Here is an 18983-nt window from a genome sequence, read left to right as displayed (position 1 = left end):
GGGGCGCCCCGTGCATAATCTTCCATTGTGAACGCACTCGACCAGGTTCCGCCGGATTTTCTCTTTGCCCTGGGAACCCTTCGGCAGGCACGAACCCGCAGTGAGCTGCGCCTGGAGGAGATCCCGGCGCCCGCGCGGCTGGCACCGTTCTCCGTCGCCCTCGGGGCGGAAGTGGTCGCCCCCGGCGCGGTGACGCCCTCCGGTGCCGTGCACGGCCCGGCGGCCGCGGCCCTGGCCCGTGCGTCCGGAAGCGACGACATCGAGCTGGCCACCGGCCGCTTCATCCTGCTGCACGATCCCGACGGCTCCGCGGTCTGGGAGGGCGAGTTCCGGGTCGTCACCTACATCCGCGCCCAGCTCGAGCCGGAAATGGGCAACGACGAAATGCTCGGCTCCGTCGCGTGGGCCTGGCTCGTCGAGGCCCTCGAAAACCATGCCGCACCGTACCGCTCGGCCGGCGGCACCGCGACGCGGGTGCTGTCCGAAAGCTTCGGGACCCTCGCGGACCGGCCCAATTCCATCGACATCGAACTCCGCGCATCCTGGACGCCGGCCACCCCCGACATCACCTCCCACCTTGAAGCCTGGTCCGACATGGTCTGCACCTTCGCGGGCCTTCCCCCGCTGCCCGAAGGCGTCACGCCGCTGCCGCGCTGGCGCCGCGGACCGGCCTGAGATGCGGCCCGCGCACCGGCGGAACCCGCTTCGTTTTGGCGGGTGCGCGGCCCCCGGCACCGTGTTGTCGCTAAACTGAAGTCATCATGACCCCTCATATTCCGGAAATCACCACCGCGGGCGCGGCCGCCAACACAGTGCCGAACAAGACCGAGGCGGCTGACACCACAGCCCACATCGCGGTGGACGGCTTCGACAGCCTGGTCCCCGAGATCATCGACCTCGATGCACCGCGCGACGGCGTGCCGCTCGTCATTGAAACCCAGTCCGGCCTGGAACGCTGCGCCGCGGCCCTCGCCGCGGGCCACGGCCCCGCCGGCGTGGACGCCGAGCGGGCCTCCGGCTTCCGGTACGGCCAGCGCGCCTTCCTGGTCCAGATCCGCCGGGAGGGTTCCGGCACCTGGCTGATCGATCCCGAACCCTTCGGGGACCTGGCCATCGTCAACGACGCCCTGCGCGGCGTCGAATGGATCCTGCACGCCGCCAGCCAGGACCTGCCCTGCCTGTCCGAACTCGGCATGTGGCCGGACAAGCTCTTCGACACCGAGCTCGCCGCCCGCCTCGCCGGGCTTCCCCGCGTGGGACTCGCCGCCGTGATCGAACAGCTCCTCGGCTTCGGCCTCGCCAAGGAACACTCCGCGGCCGACTGGTCCACCCGTCCGCTGCCCGAGCCCTGGCTGCGCTACGCCGCGCTCGACGTCGAGGTCCTCACCGAACTGCGCGAGGAACTCATTGAACTCCTCGTCGCCGACGGCAAGCTGGAGTTCGCCGAACAGGAATTCGCCGCCATCCTCGAGGCCGGGCAGGCGCCGCCCCGCATCGACCCGTGGCGCAAGACATCCGGTCTGCACCAGATCCGCGACCGGCGCCAGCTGGCCGCGGTCCGCGAACTGTGGCTCGAGCGCGACTCGCTGGCGCAGAAGCGCGACGTCGCACCCGGCCGGCTGATCCCCGATTCCGCCCTCGTCGCCGCGGCCAAGGCCATGCCCGCCACCGTGCCCCAGCTGCTGGGCACCAAGGGCTTCCACGGCCGCGCGGCCCAGCGCGAGGCGCCGCGGTGGCTGCGCTGCATCAGCACCGCCCGCGCCCTCGAGGAGCTCCCTCCCCTGCACCTGCCCACCAACGCCCCCCCGCCCCCGCGGGTCTGGGCCGACCGGGATCCGGAGGCCGCCGCCCGGCTCGCCACCGCCCGGCCGCTGCTGCAGGCCAAGGCCGAGGAGCTGAACATGCCGGTGGAAAACCTGCTGACGCCGGATTACCTCCGCCGTGTCTGCTGGCGCCCGCCGGTCGAGCCCAGCGAGGAAGGCATCGCCGAGGAACTCGCGAACCTGGGGGCCCGCCAGTGGCAGATCGAACTCGTGGCTCCCCTGATCACCGAGGCCTTCCAGAACCCGCAGCCGCTGCCGGTCAAGGAGGCCAGATCCGTGCCGGCCGCAACTGCAGCGGCTGCCGCAACTCCCGCAGCGACCGCTTCCGCCACGACGGCCGCCGCAGCACCGGACACCGCAGCACCGGACACGGCGCACTAGGCCCGCCCGCCCGGCTGCCGGAAGGTCTCCCGGGCGGCGCGCCACCGGACTCCTTGCCAGCTATGTTACTGACGAGTAACATGTTGTCTGATGTCGCCCGGCCCCCTGCTGTCCCTGGCTCCTTACGCCAGGGGCGCGGATCCGGCACCCATGTCTCGATGAGGAGTAACACGTGAGCCAGCCCCCCAGCAGCGGAACACCCAGCAGCGGAGAACAGAGCAGCGCGAATCCCCGCACCGCGGGTCCCAGAACCGCGGGTCCCCGCGCCGCAGGTCCCCGCGCCGTGCGCGAGATCGTCTTCGTCGACGGCGTCCGCACCCCGTTCGGCCGCGCCGGCGAGAAGGGCATCTACGCGGGAACGCGCGCCGATGACCTGGTGGTCAAATGCATCCGCGACCTGATGCGCCGCAACCCGTCCCTGCCGGCGGACCGGATCGACGAAGTGGCCATCGCGGCGACGACCCAGACCGGCGACCAGGGCCTGACCATCGGCCGCACCGCCGCCCTGCTGGCCGGACTGCCGCGGACCGTGCCGGGCTTTGCGATCGACCGGATGTGCGCCGGCGCCATGACGGCGGTGACCACCACGGCGAGCGGCATCGGCTTCGGCGCCTACGACGTCGTGATCGCCGGCGGCGTCGAACACATGGGCAACCACCCGATGGGCGCCGGCGCGGACCCCAACCCGCGCTTCATGTCCGAACGGATCGTGGACCCGGCGGCCCTGAACATGGGCAACACCGCCGAGAACCTGCACGACCGCTTCCCGGCCATCACCAAGGACCGCACCGACGCCTACGCCGTCGCCTCCCAGGACAAGCTCGCGGCCGCCTACGCCAGGGACCAGATCCAGCCGGACCTGGTGCCCGTCGCCACGATGAAACCGGGACAGGGCTGGACGGTAAACACGGTGGACGAGCCGCCGCGGCCGGGCACCTCGGTGCACGACCTCGCCGCGCTCAAGACCCCATTCCGTGCCCACGGCCGGGTCACCGCGGGCAACGCCGCCGGACTCAACGACGGCGCCACCGCCGCCCTGCTGGCCTCCGCCGACGCCGCCGAGGAACTGGGACTGACGGTCAAGATGCGCCTGGTCAGCTACGCCTTCGCCGGCGTCGAACCCGAAGTCATGGGCATCGGCCCGGTCCCCGCCACGGAAAAGGCCCTCAAGAACGCCGGGCTGGGCATCGGGGACATCGGCCTGTTCGAAATCAACGAGGCCTTCGCCGTCCAGGTGCTCAGCTTCCTGGACCACTTCGGCATCGCCGACGACGACCCCCGGGTCAACCGCTACGGCGGGGCGATCGCCGTCGGGCACCCGCTTGCGTCCTCCGGCGTGCGGCTGATGAACCAGCTGGCCCGCCAGTTCGAGGAGGACCCCTCGGTCCGCTTCGGCATGACCACGATGTGCATCGGCCTGGGCATGGGCGCCACCGTGATCTGGGAAAACCCGCACCACGCCGCCTACGGCCTCGCCCTTGAAGAGACAACCGCCACCACCACCGAGACTGGAGCCGCAGCATGAGCGCCGCCGATTTCCGCAAGCTTGCCGACCTCTTCCCGAACGAGACGGTCACCCACTCCTACGTCCAGGACATCAAACTCCCCGCGGTGGACGGCAAGAGCCCCGGCACCTTCGCCCTGGTCACGCTAGACAACGGCCTGGACCACTCCAAGCCCACCACGCTGGGCCCCAACACCCTGATCGAGCTCGGCACCGTCCTGGAAGGACTCAAGGAGCGTGCCGCCCGCGGCGAGATCGCCGGCGTCGGCGTCACCGGCAAGCCCTACTTCCTGGTCGCCGGCGCGGACCTGTCCACGGTCAAGTCGATCAGCGGCCGCGAACACGGCCTCTGGATGGCCCAGCTCGGCCACGACGTCTACGGCACGCTGGCGAACCTGGGGGTGCCGAGCTTCGCCTTCATCAACGGACTCGCCCTCGGCGGCGGGCTGGAGATCGCCCTGCAGTCCACCTACCGCACCGTGTCCACCGGCGCCGGGGCCCTGGCCCTGCCCGAGGCGTTCATCGGGCTCATCCCCGGCTGGGGCGGGGTGTACATCCTGCCGCGGCTGATCGGGCCGGAAAACGCCGTCAAGGTGATGATCGAGAACCCGCTGAGCAACAACCGGACGCTGACCGGTCCGCAGGCGTTCAAGCTCGGCATGGCGGACGCCCTGTTCGAGCCCGCCGACTTCGTCGAACAGTCCGTCGCCTGGGCCGCGCAGGTCATCGCGGGCGCTGCGAGCCCGGCACGCGCCAACGCCGTCGACCCCTCCACCCCGGAGGTCGCGGCCCGCTGGGCCGGCGCCATCGCCGCGGGCCGGGCCTTCGTGGAGGCCAAGACCTCCAACGCCTCCCCCGCCCCGGCCAAGGTCCTCGAGGTGATGGAGGCCAACCGCACGCTGACGCAGGCCCAATCCGCGGAACTGGAATGCGAAACCCTTGCGGACCTGATGCAGACCGACGAATTCCGCTCCACCGTCTACGCCTTCCTGGACCTCGTGCAGCGCCGGTCCAAGCGCCCCGCCGGCGCCCGGACCGCAAGCTGGCCCGCCCGGTGACCAAAATCGGCGTCGTCGGCGCCGGCCTGATGGCCAGCCAGCTCGCCCTGCTCTTCGCCCGCCAGCTCAAGGTGCCCGTCGTGATGACCGATATCGACCAGGCCAGAGTGGACAAGGGCGTGGGGTACGTGCACGCCGAGGTGGACAAACTGCTGCAGAAGGGCCGGATCAGCCCCGACGCCGCCAACCGGACCCGGGCGCTCGTCACCGGATCGGTCTCCAAGGAAGCCTTCGCCGACGCCGACTTCGTGATCGAGGCGGTGTTCGAGGAGCTCAACGTCAAGAAGCAGGTCTTCAAGGAAGTCGAGGCGATCGTTTCCGCCGAGTGCATCCTCGCCACCAACACCTCCTCGCTGTCCGTCACCGCCATGGCCGAAGACCTGGAGCATCCGGAGCGCCTGGTGGGCTTCCACTTCTTCAACCCCGTGGCCGTGATGCCGCTGCTGGAAATCGTCCGCGCCCCCAGGACCGACGACGCCGTGCTGGCCACCGCGTTCGAGCTCGCCAAGGGCCTCAAGAAGTCCGCCGTGCTCGTCAAGGATGCGCCCGCGTTCGTGGTTAACCGCCTCCTGCTGCGCCTCATGGGCGAAGTCACCGCCGCGTTCGACGAGGGCACCCCGGCCGAGGTGGCGGACAACGCGCTGCGCCCGATGGGACTGCCGATGACGCCGTTCGTCCTCGGCGCCATGGTGGGGCTGCCGGTCGCACAGCACGTCCAGGAGTCCCTGCACGCCGCGTTCCCCGGCCGCTTCACCGTTTCGCAGAACCTGCAGAAACTCATCGACAACGGGGTGAAGTCCATCTGGGCCGTGCAGAACGGAACGCCGGAAAAGGGACCGGACGGGAAGCCGTTCATCCCCGCCGAGACCCTCGCGCTGATGTCCTTCGGCGACACACCCTCCACCGGCGAGGAGGTGCTGCGCCGCACGCAGGATGCCCTCGCCGAGGAAATCGGTCTGATGCTGGACGAAGGCGTGGTCGCGGGCCCGGAGGACATCGACCTCTGCATGATCCTCGGTGCGGGCTGGCCCATGTTCCTGGGCGGCATCACCCCGTACCTGGACCGGGTCGGGGCCTCCGAGCGCGTCAACGGCCGGAAGTTCCTGGCGCCCGGCGTGGCGTCCGAACCGGCCGCCTGACCCGCGGCTGATCCTTGCCGGACCCGGGGCCAGTCCCGGGCACCGTACCCGCCGCCGTCGGCACTCCTAACGAGTGCGGGCGGCGGCGCTGCCGTGTCAGGATGCGATGGTGCCGGCCGGATGAACTACCGCGCCGCGGCCGAAGTGATGCCGGGCAGAAGGCAGCCAGATGAGGACCGCAGCGGCCAGACACCCGACGACCGGCAGCCCCTGGGAGAAAACGGTCATGAGGATCAGCGCGGGCAGCCCGGCCTCGGCCCACGGGTCCCCGGCGCGTACGTTGGAGAAGGCGCCGACCGTCGCCAGCACGACCAGGACGAGTCCCGCCACAGAGATGACCGTGAGGACGGGCCGGACGGACGGCTTTCCCCGCCGGACCGCCCAGGCGCAGGCGAGGTTCCCCACCGCCACCGCGGCCAGCGTCAGAAACAGCACCAGTGCCGGCGTCGTCTTCGCATCAGTACCGATACTTTCCGTCAGGAGGAGCAGGCCCGCAACTGCCTCCAGCGCGGCGATCACCCCGGAGACCACCAGGATCACGACAGCCGCCCGGACGGCTGGCGGCACACTGACGGACGCGGCCTGCGAACCGTCCGGGGTTTCCAGCGTGCGCGCACCGCCGCGGGCGACATACGCGTTGGCCGGCGGCAGCCACATCAGCACAGTCGCGGCGACCGCAAGCACCACGGCGGCGCTGGCGGGCGAGAGCAGCACGTCCCGTTCGGGCATCCCGGCGGCGGGCGGGCCGGCCGCCAGGTCAGGGATGTAGAGGAGCGCCGGAAGGATCACCACATACGCCGACAGGACAAGGCGTGCCAGCCGCCTGCCCTGACCCAGGAGCTGGGCAAACACAATGCACGCCACAAACACAGCCCCGTTGGCCAGGTAAAGCAACAGAGTCGGGAGGTACGCCTCGGGCGCGAGCAACCCACCCATGACCATCATCAGCAGCAGCCGCGAGAGCGTCCAGAGAGCACCGAGGGTTCCGAGAATCAGCCAGAGCTGGGCTGAAATGGCCAGGACGGCCGGACGATTCGCGGTTGTGGCGGTGTCTGCTGGGGTGCCCATGGCCCCATCCTCGGGTGCCGGAGGGCAGCCCGGTAGAGTCACAAGCCCCCGTCAGTATTCCCGCAGCCTCCCGCCGTCGAGCGCCAGGACACGGTCCGCCGTGGCCCGGGCGTAGGCGGCATCGTGGGTGACCAGCACGACGGCGGCGCCCCGTGCCGCGGCGGCGGCTAAGGCGTGGTCCAGCCGGTCGAGGCCATGACGGTCCAGCCCCACGGTCGGCTCGTCCAAGGCGAACACGGCCGGGCGGCGGGCCAGGACCGTGGCCAGGGCGAGCAGCCGCTGCTGGGAGGCCGGCAGCTCCGCCGGGTGCGACCGGGCGGCCCCGGACAGCCCGACGGCCGCCAGCGCCTCGTACGCCCTGGCGCCGGCGTCCCTGCCATGCAGCCGCCGGAGGCCGAAGCTGGCCTCCCGCAGCACCGTCCGCTCGAACAGCTGGTCGCGGGGATGCTGGAAGAGCAGGCCGACCGAGGCGGCGATACGGCCGGTCGGGATCCCGGCGATGCTGCGTCCCCGGACGCGCACGTCCCCGGAGTGCGGCCGCAGCAGTCCGTTGAAGTGGCGCAGCAGCGTGGATTTGCCGGCCCCGTTCGGGCCGGTGATCGCCACGATCTCCCCCGGCCGCACCGTGAGCCCCAGGTCCCGCAGCATCGGCTCCCCCGGGGCGTCGCCGGTCCCGGGGTAGCCGAACCCGAGGCCCTCCAGTTCCAGCACCGGTGCGGCCTCCGGCTCGGGCGCGCCGGCCCGGACGGCGGGCAGGGTGTGGATGACCGTGGGCAGCACGGTCCCGGTCCGGGCCAGTTCCGCGGACCGGATCAGTTCCCGGGGCGGGCCGCTCGCGGTGGCGGTGCCGCCGTCGAGGATGATCCAGTGTTCGGCGGAGCGGGCGAGCCCGTCGGCGGACTGGCTCAGCAGCACGACGGCGGTCCCGGCGCCGGTGAGCCGGTTGATGAGGTCCCGGACCTGGATGATGCCCGCCGCGTCCAGGGAGGCGAGCGGTTCGTCAAGGACCAGCACCCCGGGGTTCTGGATTACGGCGCAGGCCATGGCCAGCCGGCGCAGTTCACCGCCGGACAAGGTGGCGGGATCCCGGTCCAGGAGCGCCGTGAGGCCGGTCTGCTCCGCCGTGCCCGCCACGGCGCGGAGCATGTCGGGCCGCGGGGTGCCGCGGTTCTCCAGGCCGAAGGCCAGTTCCTCGGCCACGGTGGAGCGGACCGTGGAGAGCATGGCGGCCGCATCCTGGGGGACGTAGCCCACCCGGGTGGACCATGCCGAGGGATTGATCCGGGGGTCGTCCTCCAGGCCCCGGAACGTCAGCGGTTCCCCGGCCAGCGTGAGCGATCCGGTAAGGGTTCCGGAGTGTCCGGGCCGGAGCCAGCCGGCCAGCAGCTTGCCCAGGGTGGTTTTGCCGCTCCCGGACCCGCCGAGGACCGCCGTCAGGACGCCCGGACGGATACTGAGATCGATGCCGTGCAGCGCCGGGGTGGCCTCGCCGTGGAAGCTGAAGCTGCCGATCCGGGCGGCCAGCAAGGGGGCGCCTGCGGCGGGGGCAAGCACTGAGGCGGTTGTGACGGTGGTGCCTGCGGTCCCGGCGGTTGCCATCCCCGCGGTTGCCGCGGTGCTGGCGACCCCGGCGGCGGCGGGCTCCGTGGCTGTCATACGGACCCCGCGCCGGGCCAGGAGGCCACGAGCCGGAGTGCCACGGCTGCGGCGGTGAGCAGCAGCAGCGCGGTGCGGAGCCGGCGCTGGGCGGGCGGGTCGGTGACTTCGCGGTAGCTGGTCCGGGGACCCGCGGCGCCGAAGCCGCGCGCGTCGAGGGCCTGGGCGCGGCTGCCGGAATCCTCGATCAGGCCCAGCACCAGCGGGACCATCTGCAGCCGGGCGGCGGCGAGCCTTGGCAGCACCCCGCCGCGGAGCACCAGGCCGCGGGACTCCTGTGCTGCCCTGATGCGCTCCAGCCGGCCGACCATGGCCGGCAGCAGGGTGAGGGCGGAGGCCAGGACGAAGCCGAACTGCGGCGACAGCCCCCGCGCGGCCAGTGCGGCGACGAGATCGGGGGCGCTGACCGTGAAGGAGAAGAGCAGCAGCACCAGCACGCAGGCGCCCGTGCGGGTGCCTGCCTCCCAGGCGAAGGCCAGGCCTTCTGCCGTGACCCGGGCGGGCCCCCAGGCCGCCAGGACGGTGCGCCCCTCCGGGAAGAACAGCCCGTGCAGCAGCAGCAGGGACAGGCCCAGCGGAAGCAGCACCGCCGCGGCCGTTCCCAACACCCGCCGTCCGGCGCCGGCGCGCCGGGCCAGCAGCACGGCTGCGAGGGCCACCGCGAGCGACAGCGGCCAGGTGCCTGCCGCCGTCGTGATCACCGCGGTGCAGCCGGCTGCCGTCAGTGATGTCAGCGGATGGAGGGTAGAGGGCGTTCTCAATGGGGTGCCGGCCTCAGGCTTCGGGCGTTTCCGGCCCCTTGCCGGCGAGCACCCGGAAGCGCCGCACGAAGGGGAACTGGAAGGTGGTGCGGCGCGGCAATGCGTAGACCAGCAGCGCGGCGATCGCGAAGACGATGGCCTTGTCCATCGGGTCCGAGATCAGCGCCTGCTTGGTGATGGCTGCGAGCAGGGTGTCGCCCATGGCGCGGAAGGCGCTGACGACCGCTCCGGTGCCGAGGCCCGCGGTGCCGCCAAAGACGAAGGCTGCGATCGGGGCGGAGACGACGCCGGCGAGGATGCCAGTGACGAAGCCGGCCACGGGTGCCAGGTAGAAGCGGCGGAACAGCCCGCCGCGGGCTGCCAGTCCGGCGAGGAAGCCGATCAGCGCCGCCCCGGCCGCGAAGGGCAGCACGGTCGGGTTGAAGAAGGACCAGACGATGCTGCTGAGGGCGCCCGTGGCGGCTCCAGCCGCCGGGCCGGCGAGGACGGCGATCAGGACGGTGCCGATGGCGTCGAAGTAGAACGGCAGCCCGGTGCTGCCCATGAGCTGGCCCAGGACCACGTTCAGGACCAGCGCCACCGGCATCAGCACCAGGGTCGATGTGGGCAGGACCGGGAGTGCCGCGGCGATCAGCAGGACCGCGCCGAGCAGGAACCCGCCGAGGGCCACGAGCGCCGAGAAGCTGGCCGGTCCGTTGGCGATGTCCGCTGGCTGGGTCAGGACAAGGAAGATGTAGGTGGCCGCGATCGCGGCGGCGCCGGCGAGCTCCAGCAGGCGGCGGTTGCGCCGTGCCTTGGCGGACCCGGTACCGGCGCCGGGGCCGCTTCCGGGGGCAGGGAGGATCAGGGACTGCTGTGACATAGGGATGGTCCTTCGGTGGGGGCTGCAACATCCGCCTATGTCACCTCGGCGCAGCTACCATCCTAGCCAGTGGCGGGCGGCCCGGAGGACATGCGTCGCCGCGCCAGCGCCCCCACGGAGGAAATCAGCTCCTCGAAGCAGTGCTCCGGGTCGTTGGAGGTGACGATCCGGGCGTTGGGCGGCAGGCCCCACAGCCCGCGGAAGTCCGCCACCGTGGTCCCGATCAGCAGGGGCGAGCGGGTTTCGACGTCGACGGTGGCCAGGCGGGTGGTGAACGGGGTCCGTCCGACGGCGGCGCAGGCCGCGAACGCGTCATGCATGTGCGCCACGTAGCCCTGGTCATAGATCCGGTGGAACTCCATATAGAACCGGATCGCATCCGACAGGCAGGCCACAAGCGGGCTGGCCGAGGCGCTGCGGAGCCCCTCGGGCTGCTCCGGGAGGACGAGTTCGGGCCCGGCGCCGGCGGCCTCGCCGAGGCGCCGGAGGTGGTCCGGGAGCATCTCGATCCGCTCCGTGGTCTCCAGCGCGCACACCACCGGCAGCTTGTCCTCCGGCAGGCCGCGGTAGGCGGCGAAGACTTCCCGGGCCGCGTGCGGGTCCACCGAGACGTTCCATTCCGCCGTCGGCGTCGTGTTGCCTTGGTAGTAGAAGCTTCCGCCCATGATCACGAGGCCCTTGAGGAGCATCGGCAGCTCCGGTTCGCGGCGCAGGGCCAGGGCGAAGTTGGTCAGCGGACCGGTGATCAGCCCGGTGATCTCCCCCGGGTGCGCCCGGACCTCCTCCACCCAGACGTCGACGGCGTGGCGCGGCGAGATCTGCTGCGCGGGCGCCGGCAGCTCTGCGTGGCCGATTCCCTGCGGCCCGTGGGTCTCCTCGGTGGTGACCAGCGGGATTTCCAGCGGAGCCTCGGCGCCGGTGGCCACCTCGACGCCCGGCCGCCCGCACAGTTCCAGCAGCGCCAGGGTGTTGAGCGCGACCTGGCGGGCACCGACGTTCCCGGCGGTGCAGGTGATGGCCTGCAGGTGGACCTCCGGCCGGGACAGCAGGTAGACGAGGGCCAGGGCGTCGTCGATTCCGGTGTCGACGTCCATCAGGATGGTGTGCGCCGGTGCGGGCACGCCGGCCCCGTACCCGGCGGCGGACCCGGACCCGGCGGCGGACCCGTCGGCGGCCCCCGGTGACAGCGGTTCCATCTAGAACAGCGCGACCTTCGGCGTCCGCGGGAAGATGTCGCCCAGTTCGGCACGTTCCGCGGCGCTGGGAATCCAGGCCACGGCGGCGGCGTTCTGCCGGACCTGTTCGGGCCGGGTGGCACCGGCGATGACGCTGCTGACCGAGGGCTGGGCTGCGAGCCAGGAGAACGCCACCTGGATCTCCGTCAGGCCGCGCTCGGCGGCGAAGGCGCTGAAGGCCGCCAGCTGGTCCCAGTCGGCGTCGTGGACCAGGTTGGTGCGGGTGTGGCTGAGGCGTGAGCCCTCGGGCGCGGTGTCCTTGGCGTACTTGCCGGTCAGCAGGCCGTTGGCCAGCGGGAAGTACGGCAGGACGCCCAGTCCGTAGGCCTCGGCGGCGGGCGTGACCTCGAGCTCGGCGCGGCGGTCCAGCAGGTTGTAGTGGTTCTGGCTGGAGATGAAGCGTGCTCCCCCGCGGGCGCGGGCCACGAACTCGGCCTCGGCGATCTGCCAGCCGGCGCGGTTGGAGTGGCCGATGTAGCGGACCTTGCCGCTGGTGACGAGCTCGTCGAGGGCGGCGAGGGTCTCCTCGATCGGGGTCAGCGGGTCGGGGGTGTGGAACTGGTAGAGGTCGATCCAGTCTGTCCCGAGCCGGCGCAGCGAGGCCTCGACGGCGGTGATGATGTAGCGGCGGGAGCCGCGGGCCCCAAAGTCGTTGCCGTTGGTCCCGCGCATGTCCAGGCCGAACTTCGAGGCGACGACGGCATCGCCGCGGCGGCCCTTCAAGGCCTTGCCCAGCATCGTCTCGCTGAGGCCCGGCTCCCGGCCGTAGCTGTCGGCGACGTCGAAGAAGGTGATCCCGGCGTCCAAAGCCGCATGCACGACGGCGTCGGTTCCCTCCTGCGACTCGGTCGCGGTGTTGGAGCGGCCCAGGTTGTTGCAGCCAAGCCCTACGACAGAGACGGTCAGTCCGGAATTTCCTACGCGGCGGTATTCAGTCATGGTGTTCAGCCTATAACGGCCGGCAGCGCCGCCTGGGCACGGCCGTACCTGCAGGTCCGGCGCTACAGGCCCGGCACTGCAGGACCGGCGCTACAGGCCCGGCACTGCAGGTCCAGCGCCTACCCTGCGGGCAGTTCCAGACCGTGTTCATCCAGGGCATCCTCGAGCTGGGCGAGGGTCCGCGGACCCATCCCATGCATCCCCGCAAGTGCGCGGCCGCCCAGCGCCACCACCTGCTCAAGGGTCTCGACGCCGGCGTGGGCCAGTGACCGGCGGGCGGGTGCCGCGATCCCCCGCGGCAGCGGGGTACGGCCGGGTTCAACGGATTTCGGTGCCATGATGCATGCCTTCCAGTCGGTGTCCCCCAAAACTGATGTGGATCGTGCCGGTGAAACTGCCCTGGTGCAACAGGGTCCTACAGGTCCTACAGGTCCTACAGGCTGAAGCTGTTGGCCGGCTTCGGAGAGTGCTTGAGCTTGAAGGCGGTCTCGCCGAAGGCTGCGGCGCCGATGCTCAGTTTGGTGAAGTCCAGGTCCTCGCCGCGGATGCAGACCTTGATCGCGTTGACGGCTTTGTTGACGTCAGGGGTGAGGATGAAGATGTTGAGCTTGGCATCCGAGAATTCCGAGCGGTCCACGATGCCGAGCCCGCGCCAGGCCAGGTGGCTGATCAGGGCGTCCTTGGCCTTTTCCTCGAGGTAGCGGTCGCGGTCCGTGCCGTCCTTGGTCTTCAGGGCGTACTGGGCCACGACCCAGAACTGCTCCTCCTCGGGGATCTCGGCGAAGCCGTCCTCGGCGCACTGCACGGCGAAGGCATCCATCAGGCCCTCCGCGGCGGCGGCGTCGGCGACGTCGGTCTCATCGGTTTTGCTCTGGTGCCCGACGACGCCGTGGTTCATCACGAACTGGCTGTAATCCTCGTCGAACCAGCCCTCCCGGAATTCGAGGACCCCGTCGTCGTTGCGTTTGTAAACCCGGATAATTCCGCTCATGCCCGTCCTTTCCTGAACCATTCGCGGTCTGCGCCGTCGAACGGTGGCTGTTGTGCCTTGACGGCTTGGTAAAGCTGGTCCGACGCGGCGCTGATCCGGTCCACCACGTCTGCGGGGTAGTCCATCTCGATCCGGTGCTCGGCAAACTCGTCCTCATCGTCCACGTACACGCCGCGGTCCGCGGTGCGGATCACGTCCAGGTCCATGTCGATCAGGTGGAACTCGGTGACTCCGGGCCGGATCGTGGTCCAGCCGTGGCCGGTCGCCAGGTCCACGTAGACCTGGACGCCGGCGGGATGGGCCTCGTCGTAGAACGTGGCCACGTACTCCCCGGTGCGCGGGATGAGCAGCACGGCGTCGGATTCGGCGTAGAACGCCGCGCCCGGGCGGGAGCAGAACTCGTTGGTTCCCTGGAAGATCCACCAGCCGTGGTGGTCCTCGCCGAGGTAGGTGCCGGGCACCACCCAGTGGGCCTTGCCGTTCCATTTCCGGTTCCGGGACACGACCAGGTCCCCCGGCGCCAGTCCATCGGGAATCCTCACAGAGTCCCTCACAGGATCGGCAGGCTGCCCGTGCTGGGGTGTTCCTGGCCCGGGAGGGGCCGCGCGAAGGGCACTTTGGTCCCCAGGACCTGCGCCACGACGTCGTGGGTGATCTGCTGGGCGGTCAGTCCGACCCGTTCGAGCACCTGGCTGCGGGTTCCGTGGACGAGGAACTCGACCGGGAGGCCGACCTCGTTCAGCGCGGTGTCCACCCCGGCGGCCCGCATTTCCTGGCGGATCCGGGACCCGACGCCGCCGGCACGCACCCCGTCCTCGATGCAGATGACGAGGCGGTGGTGGGAGGCGAGGGCGATGATCGATTTCCGGACCGGGAGCAGCCAGCGGGGATCCACGACCGTGGAGCTGATGCCCTGCGCGCCGAGCCGGTTGGAGACGTCGAGGGCGAGTTCGGACATCGCCCCGACGCTGACGATCAGCACGTCGTTGTCGCTGGAGCCGGCCGGGCGGCGGGCGAGCACGTCCACGCCGTCGTTGAGCCGCTCGATGGCCTCCACCTCGGCGCCCACGGTGCCCTTGGAGTAGCGGATCACGCTGGGGGCGTCCTCGATGGCGACGGCTTCGCGGAGTTCCTCGCGCAGCCGGCTGGCGTCGCGGGGGGCCGCGAGGTGCAGGCCGGGGACGATCTGGACCATGGCCATGTCCCACATGCCGTGGTGGCTGGCGCCGTCGGGCCCGGTGACGCCGGCGCGGTCGAGGACGATCGTGACGCCGGCCTTGTGCAGGGCGACGTCCATCAGGAGCTGGTCGAAGGCGCGGTTCAGGAACGTCGCGTAGACCGCGACGACGGGATGCAGCCCGCCGAAGGCCATGCCCGCGGCAGAGGTGAGGGCGTGCTGTTCGGCGATGCCGACGTCGAACACCCGCTCCGGGTGCCGGGCAGCGAACTTGTGCAGCCCGACGGGGATCAGCATGGCGCCGGTGATGCCGACGATGTCCTTGCGCTCGTCCGCGATGTCGGCGATCTCGTCGGCGAAGACGGCGGTCCAGGACTTGGCGCCGCCGGCCTCGGTCGGTTCGCCGGTCTCCGGGTCGATGATCCCGACGGCGTGGAACTGGTCCGCCTCATGGGCGCGGGCCGGCGCGTAGCCGTGGCCCTTCTCGGTCATGGCATGCACAATCACGGGACCGGCGTAGTTTTTGGCGGTGGCCAGGGCGTGCTCCATGGCCTGGAGGTTGTGGCCGTCCACGGGTCCGATGTACTTCATCCCGAGGTCCTCGAACATGCCCTGCGGGGCCCACCAGTCCTTGACGCCCTTTTTCATGGCGTGCAGGCTGCGGTAGGTGAACTGGCCCGCGGGTCCGCCGTTCTGCAGCCTCTTCCGCCACCAGTCCAGGGTGCCCTCGTAGGCCGGGGCGGCGCGGAAGGAATCGATGGTGGGGCGCAGCGAGGCGAGGTAGTCCGCGAAGCCGCCCACGGTCGGGGCGTAGGAGCGGCCGTTGTCGTTCACGACGATCACGACGCGGCGCTTTTTGTCCGCGGCGATGTTGTTCAGGGCCTCCCAGGCCATGCCGCCGGTCAGGGCGCCGTCACCCACGACGGCGATGACGTAGCGGTCGCCGTCGCCGGTCAGCTGCCGGGCGCGGGAGATCCCGTCCGCCCAGGAGAGCGAGGAGGACGCGTGCGAGCTTTCGACGATGTCGTGCTCGGATTCGGCGCGGTCCGGGTAGCCGGACATGCCGCCCTGCTGGCGCAGGGTGCTGAAGTCCTGGCGTCCGGTGAGGAGCTTGTGCACGTAGGACTGGTGGCCGGTGTCGAAGACGATGCTGTCGCGGGGGGAATCGAAGATCCGGTGGACCGCGATGGTGAGTTCGACGACGCCGAGGTTCGGGCCCAGGTGCCCGCCCGTCTGGGAAACGTTGCCGATCAGGAATTCCCTGACCTCGGCGGCCAGCTGATCCAGCTGCGCCTCGGACAACTTGCTCAGGTCCTGCGGATTCCGGATGGTCTCCAAGATTCCCAACGGCCCCTCCTTCGGGTGGTAGACATGCCTTTTAACTCTAACGCCTCCGGGGTAGCCCTCGTGCCGGAACGCGCTGGGCACGAAAAAGCCCCGGCCGGTCTGGGACCGGCCGGGGCTTTCGCACCTGGCACCTGTTCCTCCCCTGCGGGAGGAGCGCTGTGCTAGCTGGCGGAGATCTGCCGCAGAACGTACTGCAGGATGCCGCCGTTGCGGTAGTAGTCAGCCTCGCCCGGGGTATCGATGCGCAGGACCGCATCGAAGGACGTGACGGTGCCGTCTTCGGCCGTGGCGGTGACCTTGAGCGTCTTCGGCGTGGTGCCTTCGTTGAGGGCGGTCACGCCCTCAACCGCGAAGGTCTCCGTGCCGGTCAACCCGAGGCTGGCAGCGTTCTGGCCGGCCGGGTACTGCAGGGGCAGGACGCCCATGCCGATCAGGTTGGAGCGGTGGATGCGCTCGTAGCTTTCGGCCACGACAGCCTTGACGCCCAGGAGTGCGGTGCCCTTGGCTGCCCAGTCACGAGATGAGCCGGAGCCGTACTCCTTGCCGGCCAGGACGACCAGCGGGGTGCCGGCGGCCTGGTAGTTCTGCGCGGCGTCGTAGACGAAGGCCTGCGGGCCGTCGGCCTGGGTGAAGTCGCGGGTGAATCCACCCTCGACGCCGTCCAGGATCTGGTTCTTGATCCGGATGTTCGCGAACGTTCCGCGGATCATGACCTCGTGGTTGCCACGGCGCGAGCCGTAGGAGTTGAAGTCCTTGCGCTCCACACCGTTGGCCAGCAGGTACTGCCCGGCCGGGGTGTCCGACTTGAACGAACCTGCCGGGGAGATGTGGTCCGTGGTGACGGAATCGCCGAGCTTCAGCAGCACCCGAGCGCCGGTGATGTCCGTGACGGGTTCCGGCGTGGCCTTCATGCCGTCGAAGTACGGCGGCTTCCGGACGTAGGTGGACTTCGGATCCCAGGCGAAGGTGTCGCCGGCCGGGGTGGAGAGTGCCTTCCAGCGGTCGTCGCCTTCGAAGACGCCCTCGTAGCCGCGGGCGAACATTTCCTTGTCGATCGAGGAGTCGATGACCTGCTGGACCTCGACCGGGTTCGGCCAGATGTCCTTCAGGAAGACGTCGTTGCCGGCCTCGTCCTGGCCCAGGGCGTCGTTCTCGAAATCGAAGTCCATGGTGCCGGCCAGGGCGTAAGCAATGACCAGCGGCGGGGAGGCCAGGTAGTTCATCTTCACGTCCGGGTTGATCCGGCCTTCGAAGTTGCGGTTACCGGACAGCACGGCGGTGACGGAAAGGTCGTTGGCCTGGATGGCCTCGGAGATTTCGGCGTCGAGCGGGCCGGAGTTGCCGATGCAGGTCGCGCAGCCGTAACCGACGATGTAGAAGCCAAGCTTCTCCAGGTACGGGGTCAGGCCCGACTTGTTGTAGTAGTCGGTGACGACCTTGGACCCGGGAGCCACCGAGGTCTTGACCCACGGCTTGGAGCTCAGGCCCTTGTCGACGGCGTTGCGGGCCAGCAGTGCGGCGGCCAGCATCACGGACGGGTTGGACGTGTTGGTGCAGGAAGTGATCGAGGCGATCGACACCGCGCCGTGGTCCAGTTCGAACTCGCGGCCGTCCGCGGTCTTGACGCTGACCGGGTTGGACTGGCGGCCGTCGGCCGCCGGGCCGTGCGCGTGCGGGGCCTCGTCCGTGAGGTGGCTCGCGGAACCGGTGAACGACGGCGCGTCGGAAGCGGGGAAGCTTTCGTCGATTGCCTCGTCCACGCTGCCGCCGACCAGCTCTTCCTTCACGTAGTTGCGCAGGTCCTGGCGGAACTGGTCCTTGGACTCCGTGAGGATGATGCGGTCCTGCGGGCGCTTCGGGCCGGAGATCGACGGGACAACCGTCGACAGGTCCAGCTCGAGGTACTCGGAGAACTTGATCTCCTTGGAAGGATCGTGCCAGAGGCCCTGTTCCTTCGCGTAGGACTCCACGAGGGCAACGTTCTCGTCCGAGCGGCCGGTGAGGCGCAGGTAGTCGAGGGTGACGTCGTCGATCGGGAACATGGCGGCCGTGGAGCCGAACTCCGGGCTCATGTTGCCGATAGTGGCGCGGTTGGCCAGCGGCACAGCCGCGACGCCTTCGCCGTAGAACTCCACGAACTTGCCGACCACACCGTGCTTGCGGAGCTGCTCGGTGATGGTCAGGACGACGTCGGTGGCGGTCGCACCGGCCGGGATGGACCCGGTCAGCTTGAAGCCAACGACGCGCGGGATCAGCATGGAGACGGGCTGGCCAAGCATGGCCGCCTCGGCTTCGATGCCGCCGACGCCCCAGCCCAGCACACCCAGGCCGTTGACCATGGTGGTGTGGGAGTCGGTGCCGACGCAGGTGTCCGGGTAGGCCCGGACAACGCCGTCGATTTCGCGGGTCATGACGGTGCGGGCCAGGTACTCGATGTTGACCTGGTGCACGATGCCGGTTCCGGGCGGGACGACCTTGAAGTCGTCGAACGCCGTCTGGCCCCACCGCAGGAACTGGTACCGCTCGCCGTTGCGCTGGTACTCGATCTCCATATTGCGCTCCAGTGCGCCGGAGTTACCGAAGGCATCGATCTGCACGGAGTGGTCAATCACCATTTCGGCAGGTGCCAGCGGGTTGACCCGCTTGGGGTCACCGCCGAGCTCCTTGACTGCTTCACGCATGGTGGCAAGGTCCACAACGCAGGGCACGCCAGTGAAGTCCTGCATGATCACGCGCGCCGGCGTGAACTGGATTTCAGTGTCGGGCTCGGCGCTGGGGTCCCAGCCGGCCAGTGCTCGGACGTGATCGGCCGTAATGTTGGCGCCGTCCTCGGTCCTCAACAGGTTTTCAAGCAATACCTTGAGGCTGAACGGAAGGTTTTCTGCACCTTCAACGGAGTTCAACCGGAAAATTTCGTATTCGGTACCGGCTACATTAAGTTTGCCTTTTGAACCGAAGCTGTCCACAATGCTCATCGCAGGACTCCTCTCGCAACAGTTTCATCTTTGTCGCGCCGCAGACCCCTTGCTAGTTAGGTTGTCC

General features: G+C 70.0%; 14 protein-coding genes and 1 pseudogene. 4 read left to right on the top strand and 11 right to left on the bottom strand.

What is annotated here, in order from left to right:
* The first annotated feature begins 24 nt into the window (after window positions 1-24).
* The 4 genes and pseudogenes from AC06G6_RS08040 to AC06G6_RS08025 all read left to right on the top strand — a co-directional run bounded on the left by AC06G6_RS08040 (window position 25) and on the right by AC06G6_RS08025 (window position 5905).
* Window positions 25-675: a DUF3000 domain-containing protein gene (locus tag AC06G6_RS08040; RefSeq protein ID WP_479828582.1), complete on the top strand. Its 651-nt coding sequence runs from the start codon at window positions 25-27 to the stop codon at window positions 673-675.
* A gap of 86 nt (window positions 676-761) precedes the next feature.
* Window positions 762-2204, top strand: coding sequence for an HRDC domain-containing protein (locus AC06G6_RS08035; RefSeq protein ID WP_479827950.1), 1443 nt, complete (start codon window positions 762-764; stop codon window positions 2202-2204).
* A 283-nt stretch (window positions 2205-2487) separates the two neighbouring features.
* The gene (locus AC06G6_RS08030; RefSeq protein WP_479828581.1) at window positions 2488-3729 is read left to right on the top strand and encodes a thiolase family protein; all 1242 of its coding nucleotides are present in this window, start codon (window positions 2488-2490) and stop codon (window positions 3727-3729) included.
* Window positions 3726-5905: pseudogene (locus tag AC06G6_RS08025) on the top strand (3-hydroxyacyl-CoA dehydrogenase NAD-binding domain-containing protein). The gene AC06G6_RS08030 and the pseudogene AC06G6_RS08025 overlap by 4 nt, the downstream one beginning before the upstream one ends.
* 96 nt (window positions 5906-6001) lie before the next feature.
* Here AC06G6_RS08025 and AC06G6_RS08020 read toward each other — a convergent pair.
* The 11 genes from AC06G6_RS08020 to AC06G6_RS07970 all read right to left on the bottom strand — a co-directional run bounded on the left by AC06G6_RS08020 (window position 6002) and on the right by AC06G6_RS07970 (window position 18916).
* Window positions 6002-6973, bottom strand: a complete 972-nt coding sequence (locus AC06G6_RS08020; protein ID WP_479827948.1) for a hypothetical protein — start codon at window positions 6971-6973, stop codon at window positions 6002-6004.
* A 51-nt stretch (window positions 6974-7024) separates the two neighbouring features.
* Window positions 7025-8629, bottom strand: coding sequence for an ABC transporter ATP-binding protein (locus AC06G6_RS08015; protein WP_479827946.1), 1605 nt, complete (start codon window positions 8627-8629; stop codon window positions 7025-7027).
* Window positions 8626-9390, bottom strand: coding sequence for an energy-coupling factor transporter transmembrane component T (locus AC06G6_RS08010; protein WP_479827944.1), 765 nt, complete (start codon window positions 9388-9390; stop codon window positions 8626-8628). The genes AC06G6_RS08015 and AC06G6_RS08010 overlap by 4 nt, the downstream gene beginning before the upstream one ends.
* A 13-nt stretch (window positions 9391-9403) precedes the next feature.
* A complete protein-coding gene (locus AC06G6_RS08005) occupies window positions 9404-10252 on the bottom strand; it encodes an ECF transporter S component (protein WP_479827942.1) in 849 nt (282 codons plus the stop codon).
* Between the two features lie 62 nt (window positions 10253-10314).
* Window positions 10315-11346 carry a nucleoside hydrolase gene (locus AC06G6_RS08000; RefSeq protein ID WP_479828580.1) on the bottom strand — a complete coding sequence of 344 codons (1032 nt, stop codon included), beginning with the start codon at window positions 11344-11346 and terminating at the stop codon, window positions 10315-10317.
* Between the two features lie 102 nt (window positions 11347-11448).
* Entirely contained in the window at window positions 11449-12426 is a 978-nt protein-coding gene (locus AC06G6_RS07995; RefSeq protein ID WP_479827940.1) for an aldo/keto reductase, read from the bottom strand.
* 119 nt (window positions 12427-12545) lie between these two features.
* Window positions 12546-12764 (bottom strand): helix-hairpin-helix domain-containing protein, encoded by a 219-nt coding sequence (locus tag AC06G6_RS07990; RefSeq protein ID WP_307462951.1) that lies wholly within the window; start codon window positions 12762-12764, stop codon window positions 12546-12548.
* A gap of 95 nt (window positions 12765-12859) precedes the next feature.
* Window positions 12860-13417: a hypothetical protein gene (locus AC06G6_RS07985; RefSeq protein ID WP_479827938.1), complete on the bottom strand. Its 558-nt coding sequence runs from the start codon at window positions 13415-13417 to the stop codon at window positions 12860-12862.
* Window positions 13414-13971 carry a DUF402 domain-containing protein gene (locus tag AC06G6_RS07980; RefSeq protein WP_479827936.1) on the bottom strand — a complete coding sequence of 186 codons (558 nt, stop codon included), beginning with the start codon at window positions 13969-13971 and terminating at the stop codon, window positions 13414-13416. Before AC06G6_RS07980 ends, AC06G6_RS07985 begins: the two co-directional genes overlap by 4 nt.
* Window positions 13968-15941, bottom strand: coding sequence for a 1-deoxy-D-xylulose-5-phosphate synthase (dxs, locus tag AC06G6_RS07975; RefSeq protein ID WP_479827933.1), 1974 nt, complete (start codon window positions 15939-15941; stop codon window positions 13968-13970). Before dxs ends, AC06G6_RS07980 begins: the two co-directional genes overlap by 4 nt.
* Before the next feature lie 161 nt (window positions 15942-16102).
* The gene (locus tag AC06G6_RS07970) at window positions 16103-18916 is read right to left on the bottom strand and encodes an aconitate hydratase (RefSeq protein ID WP_479827931.1); all 2814 of its coding nucleotides are present in this window, start codon (window positions 18914-18916) and stop codon (window positions 16103-16105) included.
* Between the last annotated feature and the right edge of the window lie 67 nt (window positions 18917-18983).

Source organism: Arthrobacter sp. CJL-S3, from assembly GCF_056711635.1.
This window is presented reverse-complemented; position numbering and strand designations above follow the sequence as displayed.